This is a genomic window from Kosakonia sp. N21, assembly GCF_050587465.1.
Taxonomy (GTDB): domain Bacteria; phylum Pseudomonadota; class Gammaproteobacteria; order Enterobacterales; family Enterobacteriaceae.
Map to the genome: position 1 here is coordinate 306,483 of NZ_JBOBHR010000006.1, position 22,524 is coordinate 329,006.

At 36.6% G+C, this 22,524-nt stretch carries 22 protein-coding genes and 2 pseudogenes; 16 read left to right on the forward strand and 8 right to left on the reverse strand.

The genetic code is table 11. The features are described from left to right. Positions 1-75 precede the first annotated feature (75 nt). A pseudogene (locus tag ACQ3G7_RS16685) lies at positions 76-458 on the reverse strand (radical SAM family heme chaperone HemW); the annotation flags it as partial. A gap of 1 nt (position 459) precedes the next feature. Continuing rightward, positions 460-546, reverse strand: a pseudogene (locus ACQ3G7_RS16690) (integrase arm-type DNA-binding domain-containing protein); the annotation flags it as partial. Positions 547-1,032: 486 nt separating this feature from the next. On the opposite strand from ACQ3G7_RS16690, the gene ACQ3G7_RS16695 reads away from it, so the two are divergent. Next, a complete protein-coding gene (locus tag ACQ3G7_RS16695) occupies positions 1,033-1,881 on the forward strand; it encodes a DUF6387 family protein (RefSeq protein WP_430890641.1) in 849 nt (282 codons plus the stop codon). 57 nt (positions 1,882-1,938) lie between these two features. Here the strand turns inward: ACQ3G7_RS16695 and ACQ3G7_RS16700 are convergent, their stop codons facing one another. Then, positions 1,939-2,916, reverse strand: coding sequence for a restriction endonuclease (locus tag ACQ3G7_RS16700; protein WP_430890642.1), 978 nt, complete (start codon positions 2,914-2,916; stop codon positions 1,939-1,941). 634 nt (positions 2,917-3,550) lie between these two features. Here ACQ3G7_RS16700 and ACQ3G7_RS16705 point away from each other — a divergent pair. The 7 genes from ACQ3G7_RS16705 to ACQ3G7_RS16735 all read left to right on the forward strand — a co-directional run bounded on the left by ACQ3G7_RS16705 (position 3,551) and on the right by ACQ3G7_RS16735 (position 9,671). Continuing rightward, positions 3,551-3,757, forward strand: coding sequence for a helix-turn-helix transcriptional regulator (locus ACQ3G7_RS16705; RefSeq protein WP_028016756.1), 207 nt, complete (start codon positions 3,551-3,553; stop codon positions 3,755-3,757). 20 nt (positions 3,758-3,777) lie between these two features. After that, complete coding sequence (locus ACQ3G7_RS16710) at positions 3,778-4,092, forward strand: hypothetical protein (RefSeq protein WP_001019186.1); 315 nt, start codon at positions 3,778-3,780, stop codon at positions 4,090-4,092. Positions 4,093-4,374: 282 nt separating this feature from the next. After that, on the forward strand, positions 4,375-5,577 hold the full coding sequence (locus ACQ3G7_RS16715) for a tyrosine-type recombinase/integrase (RefSeq protein ID WP_430890643.1): 1,203 nt from the start codon (positions 4,375-4,377) through the stop codon (positions 5,575-5,577). Next, positions 5,570-6,874: a tyrosine-type recombinase/integrase gene (locus ACQ3G7_RS16720; protein WP_430890644.1), complete on the forward strand. Its 1,305-nt coding sequence runs from the start codon at positions 5,570-5,572 to the stop codon at positions 6,872-6,874. Before ACQ3G7_RS16715 ends, ACQ3G7_RS16720 begins: the two co-directional genes overlap by 8 nt. Further along, positions 6,871-8,745, forward strand: a complete 1,875-nt coding sequence (locus ACQ3G7_RS16725; protein WP_430890645.1) for a DNA-binding protein — start codon at positions 6,871-6,873, stop codon at positions 8,743-8,745. Before ACQ3G7_RS16720 ends, ACQ3G7_RS16725 begins: the two co-directional genes overlap by 4 nt. 14 nt (positions 8,746-8,759) lie before the next feature. Then, positions 8,760-9,146 (forward strand): hypothetical protein, encoded by a 387-nt coding sequence (locus tag ACQ3G7_RS16730; RefSeq protein WP_001062149.1) that lies wholly within the window; start codon positions 8,760-8,762, stop codon positions 9,144-9,146. A gap of 96 nt (positions 9,147-9,242) precedes the next feature. After that, positions 9,243-9,671, forward strand: coding sequence for a hypothetical protein (locus ACQ3G7_RS16735; protein ID WP_032291777.1), 429 nt, complete (start codon positions 9,243-9,245; stop codon positions 9,669-9,671). A 40-nt stretch (positions 9,672-9,711) separates the two neighbouring features. On the opposite strand, the gene ACQ3G7_RS16740 is transcribed toward ACQ3G7_RS16735, so the two are convergent. The 4 genes from ACQ3G7_RS16740 to ACQ3G7_RS16755 all read right to left on the reverse strand — a co-directional run bounded on the left by ACQ3G7_RS16740 (position 9,712) and on the right by ACQ3G7_RS16755 (position 12,481). After that, on the reverse strand, positions 9,712-9,975 hold the full coding sequence (locus ACQ3G7_RS16740; protein WP_032291778.1) for a hypothetical protein: 264 nt from the start codon (positions 9,973-9,975) through the stop codon (positions 9,712-9,714). Positions 9,976-9,999: 24 nt separating this feature from the next. Next, positions 10,000-10,386 carry an SEN1984 family lipoprotein gene (locus tag ACQ3G7_RS16745; protein ID WP_032291779.1) on the reverse strand — a complete coding sequence of 129 codons (387 nt, stop codon included), beginning with the start codon at positions 10,384-10,386 and terminating at the stop codon, positions 10,000-10,002. A 531-nt stretch (positions 10,387-10,917) separates the two neighbouring features. Beyond that, a complete protein-coding gene (locus ACQ3G7_RS16750; RefSeq protein WP_430890646.1) occupies positions 10,918-12,075 on the reverse strand; it encodes a relaxase/mobilization nuclease domain-containing protein in 1,158 nt (385 codons plus the stop codon). After that, positions 12,044-12,481 (reverse strand): hypothetical protein, encoded by a 438-nt coding sequence (locus ACQ3G7_RS16755; protein WP_332148323.1) that lies wholly within the window; start codon positions 12,479-12,481, stop codon positions 12,044-12,046. Before ACQ3G7_RS16755 ends, ACQ3G7_RS16750 begins: the two co-directional genes overlap by 32 nt. 278 nt (positions 12,482-12,759) lie before the next feature. Between ACQ3G7_RS16755 and ACQ3G7_RS16760 the strand changes: the two genes are divergently transcribed. Both ACQ3G7_RS16760 and ACQ3G7_RS16765 read left to right on the forward strand, forming a co-directional pair. Further along, positions 12,760-14,028 (forward strand): hypothetical protein, encoded by a 1,269-nt coding sequence (locus ACQ3G7_RS16760; protein ID WP_332148322.1) that lies wholly within the window; start codon positions 12,760-12,762, stop codon positions 14,026-14,028. A gap of 113 nt (positions 14,029-14,141) precedes the next feature. Further along, positions 14,142-14,429: a hypothetical protein gene (locus tag ACQ3G7_RS16765; RefSeq protein WP_332148321.1), complete on the forward strand. Its 288-nt coding sequence runs from the start codon at positions 14,142-14,144 to the stop codon at positions 14,427-14,429. 17 nt (positions 14,430-14,446) lie between these two features. Here the strand turns inward: ACQ3G7_RS16765 and ACQ3G7_RS16770 are convergent, their stop codons facing one another. Beyond that, positions 14,447-14,857, reverse strand: a complete 411-nt coding sequence (locus ACQ3G7_RS16770) for a hypothetical protein (RefSeq protein ID WP_332148320.1) — start codon at positions 14,855-14,857, stop codon at positions 14,447-14,449. A 398-nt stretch (positions 14,858-15,255) separates the two neighbouring features. Between ACQ3G7_RS16770 and hxsD the strand changes: the two genes are divergently transcribed. From hxsD to ACQ3G7_RS16800, 6 genes are all read left to right on the forward strand, one after another. Next, a complete protein-coding gene (gene hxsD / locus ACQ3G7_RS16775; RefSeq protein ID WP_332148319.1) occupies positions 15,256-15,528 on the forward strand; it encodes a His-Xaa-Ser system protein HxsD in 273 nt (90 codons plus the stop codon). Continuing rightward, positions 15,528-16,916 (forward strand): His-Xaa-Ser system radical SAM maturase HxsB, encoded by a 1,389-nt coding sequence (gene hxsB, locus ACQ3G7_RS16780; protein ID WP_332148318.1) that lies wholly within the window; start codon positions 15,528-15,530, stop codon positions 16,914-16,916. The genes hxsD and hxsB overlap by 1 nt, the downstream gene beginning before the upstream one ends. Then, entirely contained in the window at positions 16,909-18,021 is a 1,113-nt protein-coding gene (hxsC, locus tag ACQ3G7_RS16785; RefSeq protein WP_332148317.1) for a His-Xaa-Ser system radical SAM maturase HxsC, read from the forward strand. The genes hxsB and hxsC overlap by 8 nt, the downstream gene beginning before the upstream one ends. Then, the gene (gene hxsA / locus ACQ3G7_RS16790; RefSeq protein ID WP_332148316.1) at positions 18,018-18,620 is read left to right on the forward strand and encodes a His-Xaa-Ser repeat protein HxsA; all 603 of its coding nucleotides are present in this window, start codon (positions 18,018-18,020) and stop codon (positions 18,618-18,620) included. Before hxsC ends, hxsA begins: the two co-directional genes overlap by 4 nt. 90 nt (positions 18,621-18,710) lie before the next feature. Further along, positions 18,711-20,747 (forward strand): ATP-dependent nuclease, encoded by a 2,037-nt coding sequence (locus ACQ3G7_RS16795; protein WP_332148315.1) that lies wholly within the window; start codon positions 18,711-18,713, stop codon positions 20,745-20,747. Further along, the gene (locus ACQ3G7_RS16800; RefSeq protein ID WP_191120519.1) at positions 20,744-22,426 is read left to right on the forward strand and encodes a UvrD-helicase domain-containing protein; all 1,683 of its coding nucleotides are present in this window, start codon (positions 20,744-20,746) and stop codon (positions 22,424-22,426) included. Before ACQ3G7_RS16795 ends, ACQ3G7_RS16800 begins: the two co-directional genes overlap by 4 nt. The last annotated feature ends 98 nt before the right edge of the window (positions 22,427-22,524 follow it).

The window sequence follows — 22,524 nt, forward strand, 5'->3', positions numbered from 1 at the left end:
ATTTTCAGGCCTGATAAGCGCAGCGCCATCAGGCAGTTTGCTGGATGGCTTTATCCGGCAAATGCATTTACGATCTTATTCGGTGAGAAACAGTTCAGGCAGCGAGTTTAAAAACAGTTTTCCGTGCTGGGTGATCTGCCAGTGCGTCTCACTCTCGGTCAGATCCCCCTGAGCAATGGCCTCATCAAGCGGCCGACGAATCACCGTCTCCGACAACCCCGTATATTGCGTAAATTCAGCCCACGGAGCCGCTTCCGGCAGACGGAATTTCAAACGGTTTATCGACCTGTTCCACATCGCGCTGGCTTTCCAGATAACGCCCCCTGCATATAGCCACGCGGATAGCGCGTTTTGGTGGTGCGCAGAATGCGGCCATCGGGGAACGTGACTTTACCATACGCACCGCAGCTGATGCCGGGATAATCGCCAAAGCGCCAGTAGTTGAGGTTGTGCTGACACATCGCCATCATAGAGAACGTAGTCCGCTTCTTTGGGTTTGGCTGATTCGATTTCCTTAACGGGTAGAGGTTTGGTTTGTCTTGTCATTGCCGGGTTTTCATAGTCTTAGGCACCTCAAAAACAATATAGCTTTATGAGGTGCCTACCAAGGTGCCTAAAAGGTTCGGATTTAATTAGTTCTCTTCGGACTTCGCGGGACAAATTGAGGGCACAAAAAAGCCCGCAGTGCTTGCGCCGTGCGGGCTCTTAGGACTTCATCGGATGACTCTGGTAATCACCGATGGGCTGGCGTCCCTGTGATTAGTTATTCAACTTATTGATTTTTATATTAATTATCTATTTCTATTTTATTGGTGGTTCTAAAAAGGAACCATAAATCTTAATGGTATGAGTTCTCACGATTAGCTGACTGGCAAATTGTATCAAAAGATAATAAATCTTCAGTTCAGCTACCAACTGGGAGTTGAACTGCGTAAGCAGGTTCTGCTTTCCACCGATTAGTGTATACGGTAGTTTTTCAGCATAACTGAATTGTACCCGTAGGGCAGTACCAGCATAGGTGGAGAATGGATTTTGAACAACTGGTCACCAGAGCATACAAAAGAAATCAAAGCTTGGCTTAACATAGATAACTATCGCAAGTTTGAAGATCTCTCATTGATACACTTCTATCACGAGTTATGGGCCCGGCGGAGTCTGTTCTTTAAGGAGTATCGGGAAGAGTTTGAGAGCAGAACTCTTATGAGTTACTTCTCAAAGATTTTCACCGGCAACCCTTTTTTGATTCCAGAAGGGCAACTTGGATACATGACTCCTGCCAACAAACTTTTTCAACCTCCCCATTTTTTTCTAACAACTCTTGATCGCCTTGCTGAAACGAGCATTATTGCTATGCAACGCGGAGGTTTTGTTTGGCATGAAGGTGACAATTATTCTATAAACGCAGAGCTTCGAGAGGAATCACTTTCAGACATTATGCCCGATCAGTTTACACGAACAGTCATGTTCGAGATTGATTTGGCAAGTGGCACAGACGAAGAGATTGCAGAGTCGCTTAAAGCGGCATTACCGCAATGGCGTAAAGTTAAGGGTATTGATGAAAACCCATTGGAATCTGTTCGTTTTGGATACGGAACTATCAAGAAACTCATCAGTTATCGTGTAATACCTATGCTGGATATCCTGGTGTGGGCAGCCGTTAAAAAAATCCGTGTCTCTGACGACAGGTTATCCAGACTACTATATACAGACGATGACGAAGAAAGCGAAATGAGGCAGTCCAGTCAGATAAAAGATACTGACAGGCCATTGGCTCTTAAAGCCAGCACGATTGATTTTATCAGGCAATTCCATTTCTTCATTAATAAGAATAGTCATTTGAAGAATATGAAAGTTTCAGATGTGGTTAAATTGTCTGATTGAGATTTAAAATCAATTTTGAAAATCTACCCTTCTTTGAAGGGTAGATTGTAAATTAAGCTAAATAGTACTCTCGAATAACATATCAGATATGTTCATCTCTGGTGACCAAAGACCATTTTGCACACGGAGGTAAGTTTTACAGAGAGAAACTATTTTTGATTCATCTCCAAACTTTATTTTTTTCCTCTCAATTTTAGTTAAAGATTCAAAGGCAGTATTTGTGTAGCCATTAGTTGCAATAAAAATACCTGCTTCATGTTTTTCTTTAACAACTATATTGAAAAAAGAATCAACTAAATTTGAGCCTACTTTATTACCACATCTCCAATGTTTAACTTCAACAATATAGCTTTTAATCTTCCCTTCCATTTCATGCTGAATAATTATATCTTTACCTCCATCTTTACTTGAAGGTGTTAAGGTTACCGAAAAACCTATCCCTTCAAAAGTTTCCGCCAAAAGCCTCTCTAAGTCACGCCATTCTAAGCTGTCAAGAGCTTTGGGGTTTTTAGCAATGGCCTCAATAAATGCTTTAGATGCAGTTTTAATAATAAAATTAATTTCATGTTCGATATTTCGGTCTTGATCTTTTAACGTATAAACCCAGTCTCTCAAAGATGTAAAGTCATAAAGTTCAAGCTCTTGAGGATGGTTAGAAGCTAAATTTAATGCACTATCAGAAAACCCATTTGGGCTGAAAATAAAACTTCTTTTCAGATCGGAAAGTTTGGCTTTATTGATTATTTGATTAACAATACCTGTATCGACTTTTCTGTTTCTATATACTTTTACTTCAACACCAATCGAGTCTTTATGAAAGTCTGAATTTGCACCTTTGCTTATAATCATGTCCCATTCATTAATAGAGTTACTTGGCAAAGGTTTTAGCCGGACATTTCTATGAATCGACTCATATCCTTCACTTTTAAAAAGCGGGAGTAATATGTCAGGTAACAAATTTTCAACAGTCTGAGCTTCGTTCGCATTTTTAAGCTCCTCAATACGATTTATTATTTGTTCAATATCGATTTCCATAGTTTCCCATTAAACTTTGTTTGACATTTAAGCGACCATAAGTAGTACTTTTATCTTAAGGACCTCGGAGATAGATGTACGATAAATGGTACTTAAAGGTAGCATTCTGAGTGTCATTTAACCAAAAATGATCCCTCATCTAAGGTAACGGTGAGCAGCAGACCTAAAGGTACATTCTCAATAGTCTGTACTTTTTCTGAGATATTGTAGATCTGAATGACTGAGAATGCTTTATAAGACTTAGAGGGCTGCGGTAGCCGGGCTATCTTAGGGCTTTAACAGGTTAAAACCATACTCGATGATTCTGTTAAGGAAGATATCCCAAGTTGTTGATATCAATATATCAGCAACCTCTAGCACTGACCACTTCACAACCAATTGTCTTCCCAAGTTGAATCTTCAACGAGTTATCCACTCTTTCACCTATCTGTTTACTCTTCAACTGCTGTTACAGACACACATTTGGCAAAAAAGGGGAAGTTCAGGTGCCCTCAAATTCCCCTGTTCTGGGCAGCACGAGCTTCGAGAACCCTATACAGAGTAACAGTAGAGAACTCCTGTATAAGGAGTTTCACTACTTTCTCTTCGTAACTTTTCGTACAGTTGCCCCATCACAACGGCAAGGGATAACGAAATGAACAATCAAGCAACTCGCCTCATACGCTTACCGGAAGTTCTCGAACGAACTGGCTACGGAAAAGCCTGGATCTATCGTCTGATCAGTGAAGGTCGGTTTCCGGCACCAGTGAAGATCGGTGTTCGTGCCGTTGCTTTTGTCGAGAGTGAAGTTGACGAGTGGATTCAATCAGTTATCGAAACAAGTCGAAATAATGTTGCTTAGTTAATTTGGGGAGACATGTTATGAATATCGAAGAATTTGTGAGTGAAGATAACCATATGTGCAATTTAGGCGATGATCTTTTTTACAAGATCTTCGAACCCGGAGCAATTTATGATTTACCCAATAACGAATTTAATAAAGAAATCATTTACTGGCTCAGTCAGTACCTTGTAGGAAACTTGAGAGAGCCCTTAGACTCGATCTCTGAGCTTGATATTTTCGAGCAGTTTTATGTTTACGAGACATGGTTCTCGCTAATTAAATGTCCCGTTGAAATGAGAAATCTTTCAAAGCGAATAATTCAATACCAGATTGGGCTGAAAACTCTTTTGTAAAAATGTAAAGTTTGGCCCCATATTTTGGCTTAAAACCTTACAAAATAACTTACATTATTTTGGTTGCCGTTTATTAGCAAGGCAGTGAGATACTTTTCGAAGTATTAGGTGTACATAATATTAACTAGATCTACCAGATGATAATTTGACAAGAATAATCGTCTATCTCACTGTTTTAATTTAAATAAATATCTTAATCGAACCAAATAAATTTGTAAATCTACGAAATGCTTATTATTAATATATTGGAATTATACTTTTTGTAAAGTTTAGGAGGAAAATATGTGCAGTATTTGTGTGGATTCTTTTATGTTCGAAAATGGTGAGAGATATTGTCATGTTGTAAATAAAGATACTGGTGAGCCATTGTATTATCCAAACTTGTATATAACAACACAAGTCAGGAATCGGTCAGAGTCTATATCAACAATGAAGGTTATCGCTGGGAGCATTTCATTGTTATATCGATTTTTTATGAGGAAAGAGATCAATATTGATGAAAGAATTCAGAAAAAGATATTTCTGGCTCCTCATGAAATTGAAGATTTGATTGAATTCACTTCATTCAATTTCCGAGATGGCGAGGATGATAATTTTAGGAGTTCAAATGTCAAAAAACCAACTAAGTACTTTCGGATTACAACCATAGCTAACTATCTGGAATGGTTGTGCAAAATACATCTTTCTCATACAGGACAGAAGGATACTCTCAAATATATTTTAGATTTCATTAACAACATAAAACGAAAGAAACCGAGAAACAATGACAAATATAATATGGATATAGAAAAAAGCTTAGATAAAGAACAATTGGATTCTTTGTTTAGCATTCTTGCACCGGGTAGTAAATTAAATCCTTTTTCAGAAAAAGTGCAAAAAAGAAACAATCTAATATTCCTGCTATTACACTGCTTCGGCCTGAGAGTAGGTGAACTTTTGAATCTGCGAATTGGTGATATAGATTTTGCAGAATCGACAATTGCAATAAGAAGAAGAGCAAATGATAAAACAGATCCGCGAGTGTATCAGCCATTAGTTAAAACTTGTGAGAGGACATTAATTGCTGATACAAAGCTCATGTTTGAAATTTCAGATTATATTCTGAATGATCGAAGAAAGATAAAAAATTCTAACAAACATGATTTCCTATTTATTACTTATAAAGCAGGAAAAACTCAAGGGCAACCTATTTCATTTTCTTCATATCACAAAGTGGTGAGTGTTGTTCGTCAATCCTCCTCACTTCTAGGGGGATTGACAGGTCACAAACTCAGACATACGTGGAATTATGAGTTTTCGAAAGCAATAGACAAGAATCAGGACGTATCCGATGAAAAAGAGCAACAAATCCGTTCTTATCTCATGGGATGGCGACCGGGTTCAGAAACTTCAATGATTTATAATCGCAGGCATATTTTTGAGCTATCGAAAAAAACTGCACTTGAACAACAAGAGCAACTATTCAAAGGAGAATTTGATGAATAATTTAATTAAAAATAAATCTGATAAAATATCTTTGCATGAACATAAAATCGTCAGTTCGATTGAAAATAACGGAATCAATCTTACAAACTTAATATATGCTATGAACGAAAATTTGGTTTGTGGATTTGTATATACAGTACAATATTATTTTAATAGCAACAGCTATTTGTATGTGAAAAATATTGTTAGAAATATGGAGGGTCTTATCCGTAAACTATCTCCTACTCATATTGATGATAAGGTTCTAATTGAATATCAAAATAAGAAATTATCAAAAGCCCCGGCATCATTTCGCGTTTTACGACCATTTTTGATTAAATGGTTTGAATTAGGATATCCAGGAATAGATGAAAGTGCGGTAGAGCTGTTAAAGCATTTGGACCTAAAGATAAAAAAATATGGTCAGTCTGTGCTTCAAGATGATCCAACAGAGGGACCACTAACTAAAGAAGAACATACTTCTTTGATTAAGGCTATGAATCATGCATATAGAAAAGGTGAACTGTCACTGCCACATTATGCAATATCACTATTGATCAGCCTTACAGGTAGAAGACCTCAGCAGTTAGTTATGTTGAAATATAAAGACCTTCTTCAAAAGAACTTAGATAATGGCAAAGTAGAATATGTAATTTCAGTGCCACGAGTTAAACAACGGGGTAAAGAACTACGATATCGAGAACTTGCAATAATATCAGAGGTTGCATCAATTGTTCAATTGCAAGCTAATCAATCAGTGAAACTTGTTGAGCAAGCTCTTGGAAAAACTCTTGATGATTATTCTAAACGAGAAGTTCCTATTTTCTTAAATGAGGAAAAACTCTCAGATTTATCCATAACAGGTTCAATTCTTCTGGAATATAATAAATTATATGCGAAGCCTATAATTGCTAATGTAGCATTGAAAGGTATTGTTAATAATGGGAATATAATATCCAACCGTACCGGTTCGATACTAAATATTACTCCTCGCAGGCTTCGTTATACAATAGCAACTATGCTGGCTAAGGATGGGCATAATGTTAATACTATAGCTGAGTTATTGGATCATTCCTCTACTTCAAGTGCGGGTATTTATATTAAAAATCATGCTGACAGTGTTGAAAGGATTGATTCCGCTGTTTCAGAACAATTGTCATTTGTCGCTGATATTTTTATGAACGGAATCAAATCTAAAAAGAGTAGTCATTTCAAATTTTTTTCTTCAAGTAGATGCCAGAGTCAGAATTCAGGATTTCCTTGTAATCAATGTATGTTTTTTATTCCGATTGAGTGCAGTGAGGTGAATCAACTATGAATAATATTATTTTGTTCAAATCAAAAAAACACATTCTTGTAGAAGAAAATTATAATGAGTTCATAAAATTTTGTCGCTATCAACTGCCCGGACTAACCCAAACTCAGGATTGGGAGCAGTATGCATGGAAAGGATATGTCACATTTAGAAAAATAGGGGTTGGAAATAAAGTCTTTGATTCCATTGATGCAATGCACGAAGATTATATCAATTTTGCGAAAGCATATATCAGATATCAACACTCATTGAAACCATTAAAAAACTATGGGGTTATTATGATGGCTTTGCGATGCCTCGAACAGGCCCTTTTGCAGGTTCAGAACACTGGTCTCATTTATAATGTTACAGCCGTTGTTTTCGATGAGGCAATGCAGATCGGGAGTAAATATTTTGAAGGTAACGTTTTGGCTAAATGTGGAATACAGCTTGAAAAAATATCAAAGTTTCTATATGAACATAATCTTGTGAAGTCAGGATATATCTCATGGAAAAACCATGTAAAACAGAAAGTCAAAAACAATTATCTTCCTGAGATTGAGGATTATCACCGAAGCGATAAGTTACCAGATGAAGAGGCATTGCTCGCTATTGCTGATATTTTTTCTCAAAATGATGAGTTACTGAGTCCAAGGGATAAGTTCACAAGTTCAGTATTTGCACTTCTACTTTGTTGTCCGAGCAGAATCTCTGAGATTTTAGCCTTACCTGCTGATTGTGAGATTACACAAATAGATGGCAAGGGTATCGAAAGATATGGGTTGAGATTTTATTCGGTAAAAGGGTATGGCCCTAATATCAAATGGATTCCACGGGTTATGATACCAGTTGCAAAGAAAGCAATTAGAAGATTACTTTCCTTATCACAAAATGCAAGAGCACTTGCTTACTGGTGCGAAAAGTACCCGGATAAATTTTACCGACATGAGCTTTGCCCAACAGTTGATGAAAAAGCTAAATTGACCGTTGTACAAGTTTGCCATGCACTGGGGTATAATTTATTTGATCATAAATCATGTGTTTTAAAAATTAAAAGAACGAGTTTGGATGGTGGGAAAAGTTTCTTAAACCCCAATGATTATAATTATTCATTGAGTGAGTTATGGGAAATGATTAGCTCTAGTTTTAGCAGAGACTTTCCATGGTATGATAAAGAAAAATCCATAAAATTTAGTAATGCTTTATGCTTGCTCAATACTGATCAATTTTCTTTATCAAGAATGACTTCAATTTTCACATTTCACAAACCTACTAAAAGTTTCTTTTTCAGTGACATACAAAGTAAAAAAAGCTATGAGAAGAATTATAAAAATATATTTTCCCGATATGGGTATTATGATAATGAAGGTAAACCACTACTTATTCGCTCACACCAGCCACGGCACCTTTTAAACACAATAGCCCATTATGGTGAATTGTCTGAACTGGATATAGCTAAATGGTCTGGTCGTATCAATGCGAATCAGAACAGAGTTTATAACCATGTGTCAGAAGAAGATATGTTAGATAAAATCAAAGCTATTAAAATGAATAGGAGTAATTACTGTCAAAGGGAGTCAATACCCACAAATGAATTGACCATTGATTTTGATAACCTTAATCAAGGTGCAATACACTTAACTGAATTTGGTTACTGTGTACATAACTATTTAATCAAGCCTTGTGCAAAAATTAATCATCTTATTGAATGTGATAATGAAACACCGGACATTAACTCAGTAGATAGAATTAGACTGCAATCTGTCCGAGAGAAAGTAATGCAATTAAAGAGAATAACTCAGATCGCTTATGAAAATGGTGATTATGGTGCAGACAAATGGTTGCAACACCATGAAAAAAATTTGGAAAGAATTAATAAGCTTTTAAATAATTAAAACAGGAGATACTTATGGCAAAACATTTGAACAGGAGTGAAATAAAGGCAATTAAACACATTATACTGACTTGGGACGGTAAAATCACATGGAGTGATTTATGTGAATCAGTGTATAAGAATCTAAACAGAACTATCACAAGGCAATCTTTAAGTGCTCATGATGAAGTTGTTGAAGCATATAGAATAAAGAAAAGTTTGTCCAATTTGAAAAAATCTGGTCTAAAGAAACCAGCTAACTTAACTATTGCGGCACAACAAATAATAAACCTTAAAGCCGAAAACGAGATGTTGAAAAAACAGAACAATAGATACAAAGAGCAATTTAGCTATTGGCAGTATAATGCTTATAGACACGGTCTTACTATGGAACAGTTGAATAGGCCATTTAATAAAAAATAATATTTGATAGGTTACACCTATTGACAAGTTAAATAAATGCGATAAATATAAATATATGGTCAGGAAGACTATTTAACTAATGCAAGGATGCATTTTATGGACAAGAACATTATTTATCCAGAGTTTACTCTGGAAGAGCAACTTATCATTATCGTCGATAAGTATATTTCAAAAAGATACCAGCCCGGAGATAAAAGTTTCTCATACCAGCTTTACTTAATTTTTGTGGGATACCATTTAAAATATTTCTACCCTAAAAGGATTTATTCCAAATCCAATCGTAATATTGATAACATAATGGCTATGTTTAGTTCGGTATACAAAAGTCTGACAAGCAATCTACTACAACGATTAAATAACAAAGAAGGGGTTCTTAGAGAGCTAAACTCGCTTGTTAATTATATAGATAACAATCAGGAAAAAGCAGAAGAAGTTTATGCTGTTGTAAGAACACAGTATGAAGTGAAGGTTATCGAGAAAGAGTTAACCCATGAGGTTGTTAGAGCAAGAAATGTTAGATTATAAAAGCTCCCGAAAGGGAGCTTCATTTTACTAATTTACTTTATTAATAACTTCCTACTTGCCAGCCATCATCTGATTTTATTAATTTAACTGTTCCAGCTTGCTTTGTTCCGCTCATATCCATAATTATATTGCACTTATAGCTTTTATCAGATTCTTTTGTGCAATCTACTTTTTTTACTGAAGTCAGATAGCTTCCAGTCCATTTTCGCATAGCTTTAAAAATATCATCTTGGGAAGGCTCACTGCTACATGCAGTGAGAACAAATGCAGAAATAATAACAGCAAGGACCGAAGATATTTTCATTAGACTTGTTCCTGATTAAGTATTTTACTGGAGAATGCCAGATTTTGTATTGTTATTATCAGTAGAGAATGTCCATTTGCCTACGGTTTCTCCATTGAAGTAGATTTCGAGAGTTCTAGACTGAGTCTGGGAACCGCCAGTTAGCAAACCGACAACAGGGATAAAAGTCGAGGCATTGAACTGATTGTTATACATGAAATATCTCCATTGCTCGTTGCCATCGTCAAGAGTCGTTCTAGTGTCAGGCTCACCAAGTTGAGCAAGTAGCTCTGCCTTAGTTGTTTTGTTTTTAATTATTTTTGATTGTAGACTTTGAGCAGTTTCATTTTTAATCTTTTGGTTCCCTGATGTTGAGCAACCGGTAATTAAGCATATTGCAATAAAAAAGGATGTAACAATAATTTTATTCATTTAATGATCCTTATTATATTTGACCAGAGTTAGCTTTTATGTGTGAAAATGGCTCTGTGTGCAAATTTCTTGCGTAAATAGAATCTTAAAGAAATTGCTAATGCAAAATAGATTACGACGGTTAATATAAAATTTTGACTAATAGCGAATATGAAGAAAGCAATTACTAACAGCACAATTCCTATTAGTAAAGCTAACCAGGCTGAAACGGCTCCATATTTGATGGTTGAATGACAACCGGTGCAGACACGGACACCAAACGGACTCTCCTGAAAGCAGAACGGGCACTTAATTGTTTCGTTTTTCATAGCAACCCCAGGGTGGAAGATTTACTGCGTGTTTGTAGGGATTCTCGATGACCGACTCGCTTTAGTAAAATTGCTTGTACCGATCGATGATTGTTACTTGATAGCTATTGTCTATCATAACTAGATTATCGATCTGTAATAACGATCAATATTTTCTTGACTAAACACAAATTTATTACTAAGCAATTGAGTTAGGTTACGAAAGGTGTTTACAACTAGCTGTCTATAAACGAATTTTTCTTGTAGGTTTCAGATGATGTGTTGAATAGACTTCTGAGAAGTTTGTAGGAACCTTGTGGAGGATGCTCTTTCCATATTTTCTGAGAAGCTCTATGAGCCGTTGTAAAAAGGGAATCCAGCCGGTGAGCCTGAGATGCTTTTGCTGTTTGGCTGCATTCTTTTGAAGGATCTTTTCTACGATTTCGTTCCGTTTGTCTTCTCTGAGCCGTAGTTCCAGTTCTGCAATTTTTTTACCGATACTTTCCTTTCTCTCAGCGGTTTTCAAAACTGTTGCAGGAGCAGGAGCAGGAGCAGGAGCAGGAGCAGGAGCAGGGTGGTCATTTGCCGGTGTGTTGGTTCGTAAAGCTTCTAAGTGGTCGGGGTTGTAGTTAAGCCGATTACTGAGATTTACCCAGGAGTAACCCTTACCTAACTGCGAAGCTTTGAAAGCTATATCGCGGTAAGAGAATGAGAAGCCGTTCATTTTACCTGTGCTTGCGACATTCGCTGTCCAGCCGACCTCTGCTTCTTCAAGTCTCTTGATAAAAGTTAAAAGGTCAGGTGTATCTGTCAAACTTTTATCAATGATATGTTGGAGAGCTTCCTTAGGGGAGGGAACACCAGTCCGAGCCGATAGCATCTGTTCGTTGCGAGAGATTTTTTTCCGCTTCGGTTGCTTTGGTGTAATCGCAGGAGCAGTCTTGGTAACTGTCAGGTTATGATCGATTTCAATTTCACTGATAATCCGGGTGCTGATGAGGTTTTCATTCCTACCTAAGTAAAGCTTCCCATCGGCCATGTCGATTCTGCTGGCGATAATGTGTATGTGCTGACCGTCGTCGTCATGTAAGACATAGCAACGGAGATGGGTATCACTGAATCCCATTCGTTCCATATAGTCATCTGCGATACTCGACCACTGTTCATTCGTTAGTGATTCACCGTTGGGTAAGCGAAGCGAGTTGTGCCAAACCGGTTTCTGAACATCTGGCCGAAGCTGTTTTGTGCCATTGAATTCGGAAATCAGTTCAAGAGCAGAGCCACTTAACATGTTCCCGCCAATAACGATTGGATCACTTTTATGATGTGAACCTGGCTTCAATGCGTATTGGACCACACCAGCAAAGTTCTTACCCCTGCGAATCTTTCGCATACCCTTCATTCGGGAGGCTCCATATACTGTCACTTAAAAGATTCGTGCGAAGCTCTTCCAGTTGTCGCTTCACAGCGAACAATTCAGTATGGGTAAGCTGACTGTCCTTGCTTTTACAATCGATATGGGTCGCAATTCGATTTAGCTTTTGCGATATATCAGTTAAAGCTTTCCAGGCTTTGGTATTAATCGTTGGTATAACAGGAGGCAACTTTTGAAGCGAAGCCATACGAAGCCACTCTCCTTTTTTATAAGAGCCTCGCTTTATATTCAGGAGTTGCAGTTCTTCAACATTCAATCGGACACTGACACAATAGCTTCTTACTGCTTCTGAAGGAATTTTACTTTTATTAAAACCACCACGGCGGGAAGTTTTGGATAGATCTATATTATCTGTATAAATACTCTCTTTCATATAAACTCCATTTTATATGTTACTGATTGATAAGCATAATCCGTATGCTTCATATATCATTTATACAATTAATTAGTAGTTTGTCAATCAGCAACCTTGATTGTGTAGGTGTTCTTTTATTGTCTGACTGAAAGGAAGCAAGAAAAGCAAGAGCTTTATAGAACGGTGCAACCGCTTCTATAAATTAGCTCTTGCTTCATCTAATCTGTTGGTGTTGAAAATATCTTGTGTTAAAATTTTTTCTAAAATGATGAATATCAAATTTCAGGTACTTTGCAATGAATTTTAATAGAAGTAGTGAACAATACGATTTAATTACAACTCTGCAGTATGTTGGAGCTTCTGCAAGTCGTTTGGAAGCCTTGAATCGATATACAGAGAATAGAGAGTTTTTAAAGGAATGGAGATTTATTTATGCTGATTATGCAGAAGATGGACCTTTTAAACTAAGAAGGCAGTTATTTGACGATAGATGTTTTGTTTCAACTGTTTTCAGAGGTAGCTCGCTTTGGGTGATTGATAATGAAGTAGTTTCCAATCTTGGGACTTTGGAATTTAAAATTGGTATGGGAACATATTTAGATTCAAATGCTGCAAGTTACATCCGCTCTTTTGCATATGAAGATACCCCTACGGATGAAGTTATTAAAGGGTGTCATATTATGGAGGAAAATTTTGATCATGAAGAGATGAAGAATTTTAATCCTTATTTGTATTTGTTTGAAGCCAGCCATAATAAGTCAGAAAAAAGTATTGAAAAGATTAGAGAAACGATTAGTGCTATCTTCTCTATCAAAATGATGAATAACCCTTTGAGCCTTTCATGGGGTAAAGAATTTAGACCGCAATATGAATTGAGTGCTAAGGAAGAAGCAGATGTTTTTTTAGCTCAATTCTTTAAAGAAATTGAGCTTGGGCATATTTCGTATATGGAATCGCTAACCGACTTAATGGAACTGATCCTTATTAAAGCAAAACTAATTGAGTATGGTTCTAATCGTTCGCCAGAGAACAAGTTTGAGGAGTTATTAAATGTTGCAGACAGTGAACTTTCGATCTTTATGTTCCGGGAGTTGATTGTTTGTGCCGATATTTTATTTCGAAGTAATAAAACTCAGATTACTCGAAAATTACATAGCTTGCAAAATAGAAAAAGACCATTAGATGAGATTAGAAATTGTGCCAGAGATCTTAGTATGGTAAGAATGATGGACTTACTTACTAATTCTATTGTAGATGGAAATGAAACTGCCTTTTATGTAGCCAATATTGTTACATTTGATAAAGATTTAATGGATATTATTAAGGTCACAGAAGTTAATGCTATTGCATTACACAGAAAGTCTCATGAAGTTCATATTATTTTCAATGCTGAAATTCAGGCTTGGCTATCTGAAAAGTTAGGAGATAAAAGATTGCAGAGATTATCATCATTAACAACATTTAATTCTTTTGATACGAGGTATAAGAATAGAGGTCATTATCATATTAAGCAACAACTCATTTCTGATCGAGAGCGACTGGTTAATTTATTGAATCACAAATAACTTTGTTATTTGTATATGATGATTGTATTATCGATTAATTATTAATGGTTTATTCATTGACTTTAAAAAAAGAAGTGGTATTTATTGATTGTATAATGCGGTGAGGTGCTAATATGAATTATAAAAATATAGAGAAAGAGAGCAGTGCTAATAAGGAAAATAACAACTTATTTACTTCTGATATATCAATTGTGATAAAAGGAAAAGAATGCTCTGAATTATTGCTGTTGATTTTACTTGTCATATACTCAATTATATGTGCCTGTGGGGTAGCCTTTCTGGATCAAGATAAATATCCAACCTTCTATAACGTACTTTTGGGTAGTGGGTGTTTAATTCTTCTTTGTTGGCCTGTAATTATTGCATTACTTATGGTTATACGATTAAGGTTTAAAAACTAAATTGATTGCTTCTTTTTTTATTTCTTATCTTCTGAGTTCGTAATATTGTCGTATAGTTCTGTCAATGCAATCAGAGCTTTGAAAATAGAAAATATTGAAATCATAAGATAAAAAATAAGAAGAAACTTGTCTAGGTCAGTAATCGTTACATCGATTGTTAAGGCTTTATTTAATAAATCCTCTATTGGTTTCGTCATGGCTATGGTAGCAAAAGAAAATAGAACTGAATCATTTAAAGATTTCATAACTTTTCGTTTTCCAAGATATAGAATATATAGCAAAAGGGAAACGAAAATTGGAATGAAAATTTTTATGTAAAGATAGGGGGAAATCAAATCTGACATACCTACTATAAATGTAAGAAAAATCGAAATAGCATAGAACGATAGTATTGCTTTTGCACACCCTGGTGAAGTCTTGTTAGTCATATCAATCACCACTATCTATGTCATTTAAATTGGTGTAAAGAGTGTATCTATTAAGTAAAGGTGAGTAAATAACCAATGTGTGGTTTTAAGTATCTTTGGAGTGCCTAGTTCTCTAGAACTATCACACAACCCTCATATCTTACCAAAATGTATCCCATCAATTAGCTAGAACACACTTTTCATCACTTTTTTACTATATTTCAACGTATTGACCCTTGAAAAAAGTACTGCTGCATCATGTAGGTCAACCGCCTAACTGAGGTGTTCCCCCTTTCATTTCTGATTTTGTCATAGTTAGTAACACTTTCGCCAAAAATGTTGTAACATCTCATCAATAAGAAAAATCTGCATTCAACTACATTTCTGGTCGTGATTATTACTTTTAGAAGGTAATCGCAATGTGGGAAAGGACACTTCAAAAAGATCAATTTTCTGAATGGGTTATCCGCAATACCCTGTATTGGATGACTCCATTCACACAATGGAAACTCGAAGAGAATATATCCTCTTGGATCATCTTCTTCGAAACAAATAGCACGGATTGCGAATTTGAATTCGAAAGACTCCTAAACGATTACAAGCTGCGTGAGAAACTTCAACACCAAACCGGGCAATTGCGCGATGCGATAGTTCGTAAGGTTCTTCACAGCATTGATGGAAGGCTTTCATAATGAAACTGATGCCTTTCAATTTTGACAGGCTGCCTGACGGGCATGTGTTCATCAGCAATCTGGCTGGTTTCCATCATTTCTTGAATGAGCAGGAATTACTTGACCTGGCGAACGGGTATGTCAGGAGAGAGCAGTCCTCATGGCTTGAAAGCAAACTTTTCATTTGCGGAGATGAATCTTCCTCCGTTACCCCTTATGCACTAAGTTCGGCTTTTGCCAAACGACTCATGAATGAACTGGCTATCAGGCCAATCTTCATGATTGTACCTACTCTTCGTTGCGATCATACTTGCAAATATTGCCAGGTCAGCAGGGCATCGGTAACCGCTGATGGTTATGATCTCAACCCGAAACTGATACCGCAAATTGTCAGCACCATAAAGAAACTAGGTACACCTCCCTACAAGGTAGAAGTACAGGGTGGTGAACCACTTCTCAGGTTCGATCTTGTTCAGTCAATCTATCACGAGTGTGAGATTTCATTGGGTAGTGATGCTTTCGAAATGGTGATTGCTACAAGTCTGTCATTACTCGATGAAAGCATCCTCTCATGGGTTAAAGAGCGGAATATCACCTTCTCGGTCTCGCTTGATGGGAATGAAGCTGTCCATAACAAGAATCGCATCCTTACTGACTTTCAAGCTCATAACAAAGCAGTAACTGGTATTCGGAAAATCACAGAAGAACTTGGCGCAAACCGGGTAGCTACGGTTACCACAGTTACTAAGGAGCTGACTAAAGAGCCAGCTTCCATAGTAGATGCTCATTTGTCTCTGGGTCTTACAGACATGTTTATTAGGCCTGTTAGTCCTTATGGGTTTGCTCAGAAGCAGAGCTTCACTTTTTCAATGCCAGAGTATTTTGATTTTTATAAAGAGTTAATGCAGGAAGTGTTGCTACAGAATGAAAAGGGGGTACCTGTCATTGAGCACTCGGCTGCTATCCATCTCAAGCGAATTTTCAATACGGGCTTCAGTGGTTATGCAGATCTAAAATCGCCAAGCGGAGTCGTGTTGAACTGCATCCTGTTCAATTATGACGGTAAAGTCTACGGTAGTGATGAAAGTCGTATGCTTCAGAAAGTAAATCCGGAAGCAGATTTCAGTGCTGGAGAGTTTGCCTCACTCTCATTCAGTAGCAACGAATACTACCGTTCCGCTCTCTCATCCTCATTCAATTTTGCTATGCCGGGATGCGATACCTGTGCTTATCAGCCTTTCTGTGGGGCAGATCCTTGCCAGAACATTAGTGTTCATGGCGAACCTGTTGGTGACAAGAGTCGGTCAACTTTCTGCCAGTATCACAAAGGCATGTTCCGCTTCCTGCTGAATGAAATCTCTCAGGATGGACCGATGGCTGAAATGCTCCAAAGGTGGGCTTATGTCTGAAGTGCTGAGAAACGATATTTTCCGGTTTTCACCAGACTTGCCGGTTCAACAAGGTTTCTATCGCCTGTGCAAATTTAAGCCCGAAAATCCTCAATTCTATCTGCCAAATTTACTGGTCAGTAAAACTCAACCCGATATACCACTACCTGCATATTTTGCAGACTTCGTTGTGAGCACTGATCTTTTCAATTCCATAGAAGATGGTGATATAGGGATTATTAACAACGGCAACATGCTTAGGGTGATTTTGTCACGGAGAGCGAACCATAACACTGTTCTGGTAACTGAAAGGTGCAACAACAGTTGCCTTTTTTGTTCGCAACCCCCTAAGACAGGAAACGATGACTGGCTTCTTAACCAGTCAGCACTTGCCATCGCCTCTTTCTCACTGAATGGTATAGTCGGAGTGAGTGGGGGAGAACCTCTACTGTATGGCGAAGATTTCCTGCACTTTCTCGACTTCGTAATCGAAAACTCGCCTGAGACAGCTTTGCATGTCTTGACCAATGGGCGGAAGTTCGCAGATGTCAGTTTTACTCAACAAATGAAAGAGCGAAGCGAAAAGCTCAAAATAACTTTCGGTATTCCGCTTTATTCTTCAAGGTCGTCAGTTCATGACTATCTGGTTGGAAGTGAGGGGGCATTTAATGAGACAGTTAGGGGGCTTATCAATGCCGGTAACTCAGGAATCAACATTGAGTTAAGAATCATTCCTACACTGGCTAACTATATGGAACTGGACAAAATCATAGAGTTCGCTGGTCGCGTGTTCTCCAATATCAACCAGATTTCTCTTATGGGGTTAGAATCTATTGGCTGGGCACGTAAAAACTGGTCATCAATCTTCATTGAACATGATAGCTATAGTGAGAAAATTCTCTCTGCCATAGGAACAGCACAAAGGTCAGGTATCCCACTTACAATCTTCAATTACCCATTGTGCCATCTTCCTGAAAGAGCTTGGAGATTTGCTACTCTGTCAATTTCTGACTGGAAAAATTACTATCCCAAAGAATGTGATGAATGTACTCAGAAGTCTTCCTGTGCTGGTTATTTCAGTTCATCAAAAGGCCGTTTTCATCAACCACCGAGACCAATTTTATGAAAAAATTTAACTTCGCTGCTCTGCTTCCGGGATTTTTAGCACTCAATCATTCTGTATGGGCAAGTGATTCCTCCACTGGTGCAAGTGATTTGCCCGGTATGACTCTTAATGAGCATGATTTAGTTATAGCTCCACTTAACACGGAAGTTCCTTTCTACATTGCAGGACACCGTAGTCATAGCTCTCATCGAAGCCATAGTTCCCATAGATCTTCGTCTGGTGGTGGGTACTATGGTGGAAGTTCGACTCCTTATTATCCTAAATCTTATGGCTCATCCACGTCCAATAGTGGTTCTGAATTTCCTTCCTCATCAAGCAGAGTATTATCTTCCGGCTCAACGAACTCAGCATCCTCAGCAAATACTCGATCTCAAATTGGGAATTTATCTGCCGATTCGGAGAAGAGAAAAAGATTGATCATGCGTGTTCAGTTTGCCCTTTTTGATAAGGGGTATTACGACGGGATTATTGATGGGATTATGGGACCCACAACACGAGCATCCATCAAAAAATACCGCCAAGCAAATTATTTACCTTTACCCATAACTGAAACACTGGATACACAACTTTTGAATGCATTGAATATCTTAGCAAGGTGACAGGGGAAAGTGGAGAGCTATCTAAGAACCAACGAATATTTAAAAAATTCCGTTTTTGTATACTTTTAATTAGCATGATAAGGAAAAATTATGCAACTGACCAAAGTTTTCATCTCTGGATTTAAGAGCATATCAAACGATGTTCCTCAACTTATATGTTTTCATGAAAATCTCACAACCTTTATTGGGTCAAATGGGACAGGCAAGAGCACTGTCATGGAGGCATTGTGCAAGCTTTTTAGTGTTGACCAATCGCTTAGAACAATATCACATAATGATTTTTATCATAATGATGAAGAAAGTGAAACTGAAACTGATAAAACACTTATAATAGAAGCATGGTTCCATTTTCCTGAGCCTTGTGAGGGAGAATTAAGCATACCACCATTAATAGAACATTTAACTTTTGATGATGAGGCTGGTGAGCTTATTTTTAGGGTTCGATTAGAAGCGACACTAAGCTATGAGCTAAATCCTTTAGGAGACATAGAGGAAAATGTATGGATCTTGAATTGCTGCGATAAAGACCCTGACGAAAGTGATATGACTAAATGCTCATCGGCAGTTAGAAACTCGATACAGTTGAATTATGTTCCAGCCAATCGAGACCCGTTAATTCAGTTAAAATATTCCTCAAAAGCAGTTTTAGGTAGATTGCTTAAAGCAATAGAGTGGTCAGGTGATTATAAAAAATTGCTTGAGGAGCAGGCTAATGCTCTTAATCTATTGACGGATACCAATCCTGCTCTTTCAGAAATAGCCGATGCAATTAATAAAAGTTGGAGAAGTGTGTATAAGGGGAGATATTTATCTCAAGCACAACTTAAATTCCCAATTTCTAATGTTGATGAGATATTGAAATTATTGCAATTACAGTTTAATCCGAATGAGTTAGGTAACAGGGTTAGTGTTGACAGGCTTAGCGATGGCCAAAAATCACTGGTATATTTTTCTCTCATAAAAGCGATGTTTGATATAGATAGAAATACCAGGAAACTTTTATCCGAAGGCAAAGAATGTAACTTTAATCACGAAAAAATACGTTTGCCGATATTCAGCATGATTTGTCTTGAAGAACCAGAAAATCATTTGTCACCACATTATTTAGGTAGAATAATATCTTTAGTGAAAGAATACGGCAGTTATGATTTTTGCCAAGTTATTATATCATCTCACTCCGCATCTATTTTAAGTAGGATTGAGCCTGAGCAGATCCGACATTTCAGATTAGATAATGACAGTAAATGTACTATTGTATGTGAACTTTCACTTCCAGATGATAAAGATGAACATTCAAAGTTTGTTAAAGAAGCAGTTAAAGCCTATCCTGAAATATATTTTTCCAAACTTGTTATATTTGGTGAGGGAGATAGCGAAGAAATTATCCTTCCAGAATTGATTGAAATGTACTCAAGAAATATTGATGCGAATTGCATATCTGTCGTTCCATTAGGTGGTAGACACGTTAATCATTTTTGGCGATTATTAAATTCTCTCAAAATTCCATATATAACATTACTTGATTTAGATATAGATAGAAATGGTGGCGGCTTTGGCAGAATGAAATATGCTGTCGAACAAATTATCACACATGGTAGCAGTGACAGTATTTATGTTAATAATTCAATTATTAAAATCATTCCAGCGTGGGACTCTCCAAACAATCCATTAAGCTTTTCAATTAATTATAATGTTGGAAAAGCTGATGAAGCCTCAAGGGTGCTGTTGAGTGAGCTTGAAGAGTGTAATGTATTTTATTCCTCTCCTCTAGATATAGACTATTCCATGATTAATGCATTCCCTGATATCTATTGTTCTAAGGATAATGCATATAGTGAACAGGGGCCCAATCTAGTTCCGTTAGGAAAAGAGAAAACTTTGATAGATGCTGTTCTAAAAAGTGGTAATACAGGTATTCGTTACAACTTTGGCGATGGTTATTTAAACAAATTCCTTTGGTACAGATACAGATTTTTATCCAACAAAAGTAAACCTGCGTCACATTTGAGAATGTTGTCATTAATTAAAGACCAATATTCTGAAGACGAAATAATTAAGAAATTACCACCAGAGTTAACTCGCTTGTTGGACAAAGTTGTTAAGATTGCAGAGGAAATAATAGAATGACTAGTGGCTGGGCATTATCTGAAGGTGTTGAACCTACTGACGAATTATTAGATTTGATTAAAGAGGTTAGTTCTGTTTCTATATTGGCTGGAGCTGGGGCAGGTAAAACAGAGTTTCTTGCTCAAAAAGCTAATTATCTGCTGCAAACTGGCATTTGTCCGTGGCCTAAAAGAATATTATGTCTTTCGACGAAAAAAGAAGCACAGGTTAATATTAAAGAGCGAATCATGAAGCGATGTGGAGCTACTGGTAATCGCTTTGATTCTTATACTTTCGACGCATTTTGTAAAAGTATTGTCGATAGATTTAAAAACGTTTTACCTGTTAAAGATCGACCTGATAAAGGTTATGATATAGAGTTTGAACAAAAAAATTCTAACGGGAAAGATAAAATCAGTTTCAATGACATTAGAACTCTTGCAATTAGAATTATTAAAACAAGACCAGATATTGCAAAAATTTTTTCAATTAGTTATAGCCATGTTTTTGTCGATGAATTTCAAGATACAAGATTTGATCAGTACGAATTATTAAAGCTCTTATTCCAAAAAAATAATACTGTAATGAATGCCGTAGGGGATATAAATCAAAGTATAATGCTTTGGGCCGATGCCTCTCCAACAGTATTTAAAGATTTTCGGAGGGATTTCTCTGCAAAAGATAAGTTTTTGTTAAAAAATTACCGTTCGAGTAAAGAAATTCAAGATGTTTTAACCTGTTTTGTAAGTTTTATACAATCATCTGATAGTTCGATGACAGTTAACACAAAACCAATGAACTGTTCTATACATGTTTATAATAATGAATATGAAGAGGCTGATAATTTAGTACAAAAATTGAAAGGCATGATAGATTCAGGTATCAATGAAAAAGACATATGTGTGTTAACTAAACAGCAGTCATCTTTGTATACATCAGTTTTAAGAGATAAATTAACACAGGTAGGGATAAATAATTTAGACATGACAGAACTTCAGGATGCTCTAAAAGAACCTTTAGGTAAATTCTTTGCATGTCTATTTAGAATTTATACTGATAAATCTCATTCAAGTTATAATGAATTTTGTGAACTGTACTTAGAGTTAAATAATGTCGATAGGGGAGATGAACAAGAGTCAAAACTTATTAATAAAATATCCGATCTGATCTCTATTTATAAGTTAGAAATTGACGAAGCTCCGAGTGCTGATTGTATATTAAGTAAAATTAATAAGACATTAAAATTTATAGGGTGGAGTAAATTTATTTCTAAATGGGGGCAGTATAAATCAAAATCATTCAGAGATAAACTTTGGAGTAAATTGGAGAGTCATCTTAGGTATACTATTGATATTACAAATTCATTAGTGGAAGCATCCAAAATGTTTATTGCAGAAAATTGTATACATATAATGAATATACACAAATCAAAGGGGTTGGAATACAAAGTTGTTATTTTTCTTGGGGTTGAGGATCAAGCTTTTTGGAAATATTCTTCTGAAAATTTCGAAGATAAGTGTGCCATCTATGTGGCGTTATCAAGGGCTAAGCAGGAAATAATAATTTCCACATCTAGGTATAGAGGTTTTCGATGTAATGCACGCAGGGATGACAGCATTTCAAATTATAAAAGGGTCAAGGAAATATACGATTTTCTTTTGAAGAATTGTCTGTTTACTTTAACTAAATATGAAAAATGAAGTTTTAAGTTGGATTGTACTGACAATTATTTGCGATCCAACTTTTAATTAAATTGATAGATCCAGTCTTTCATAAATTTTTATGATGTGAGATTCTC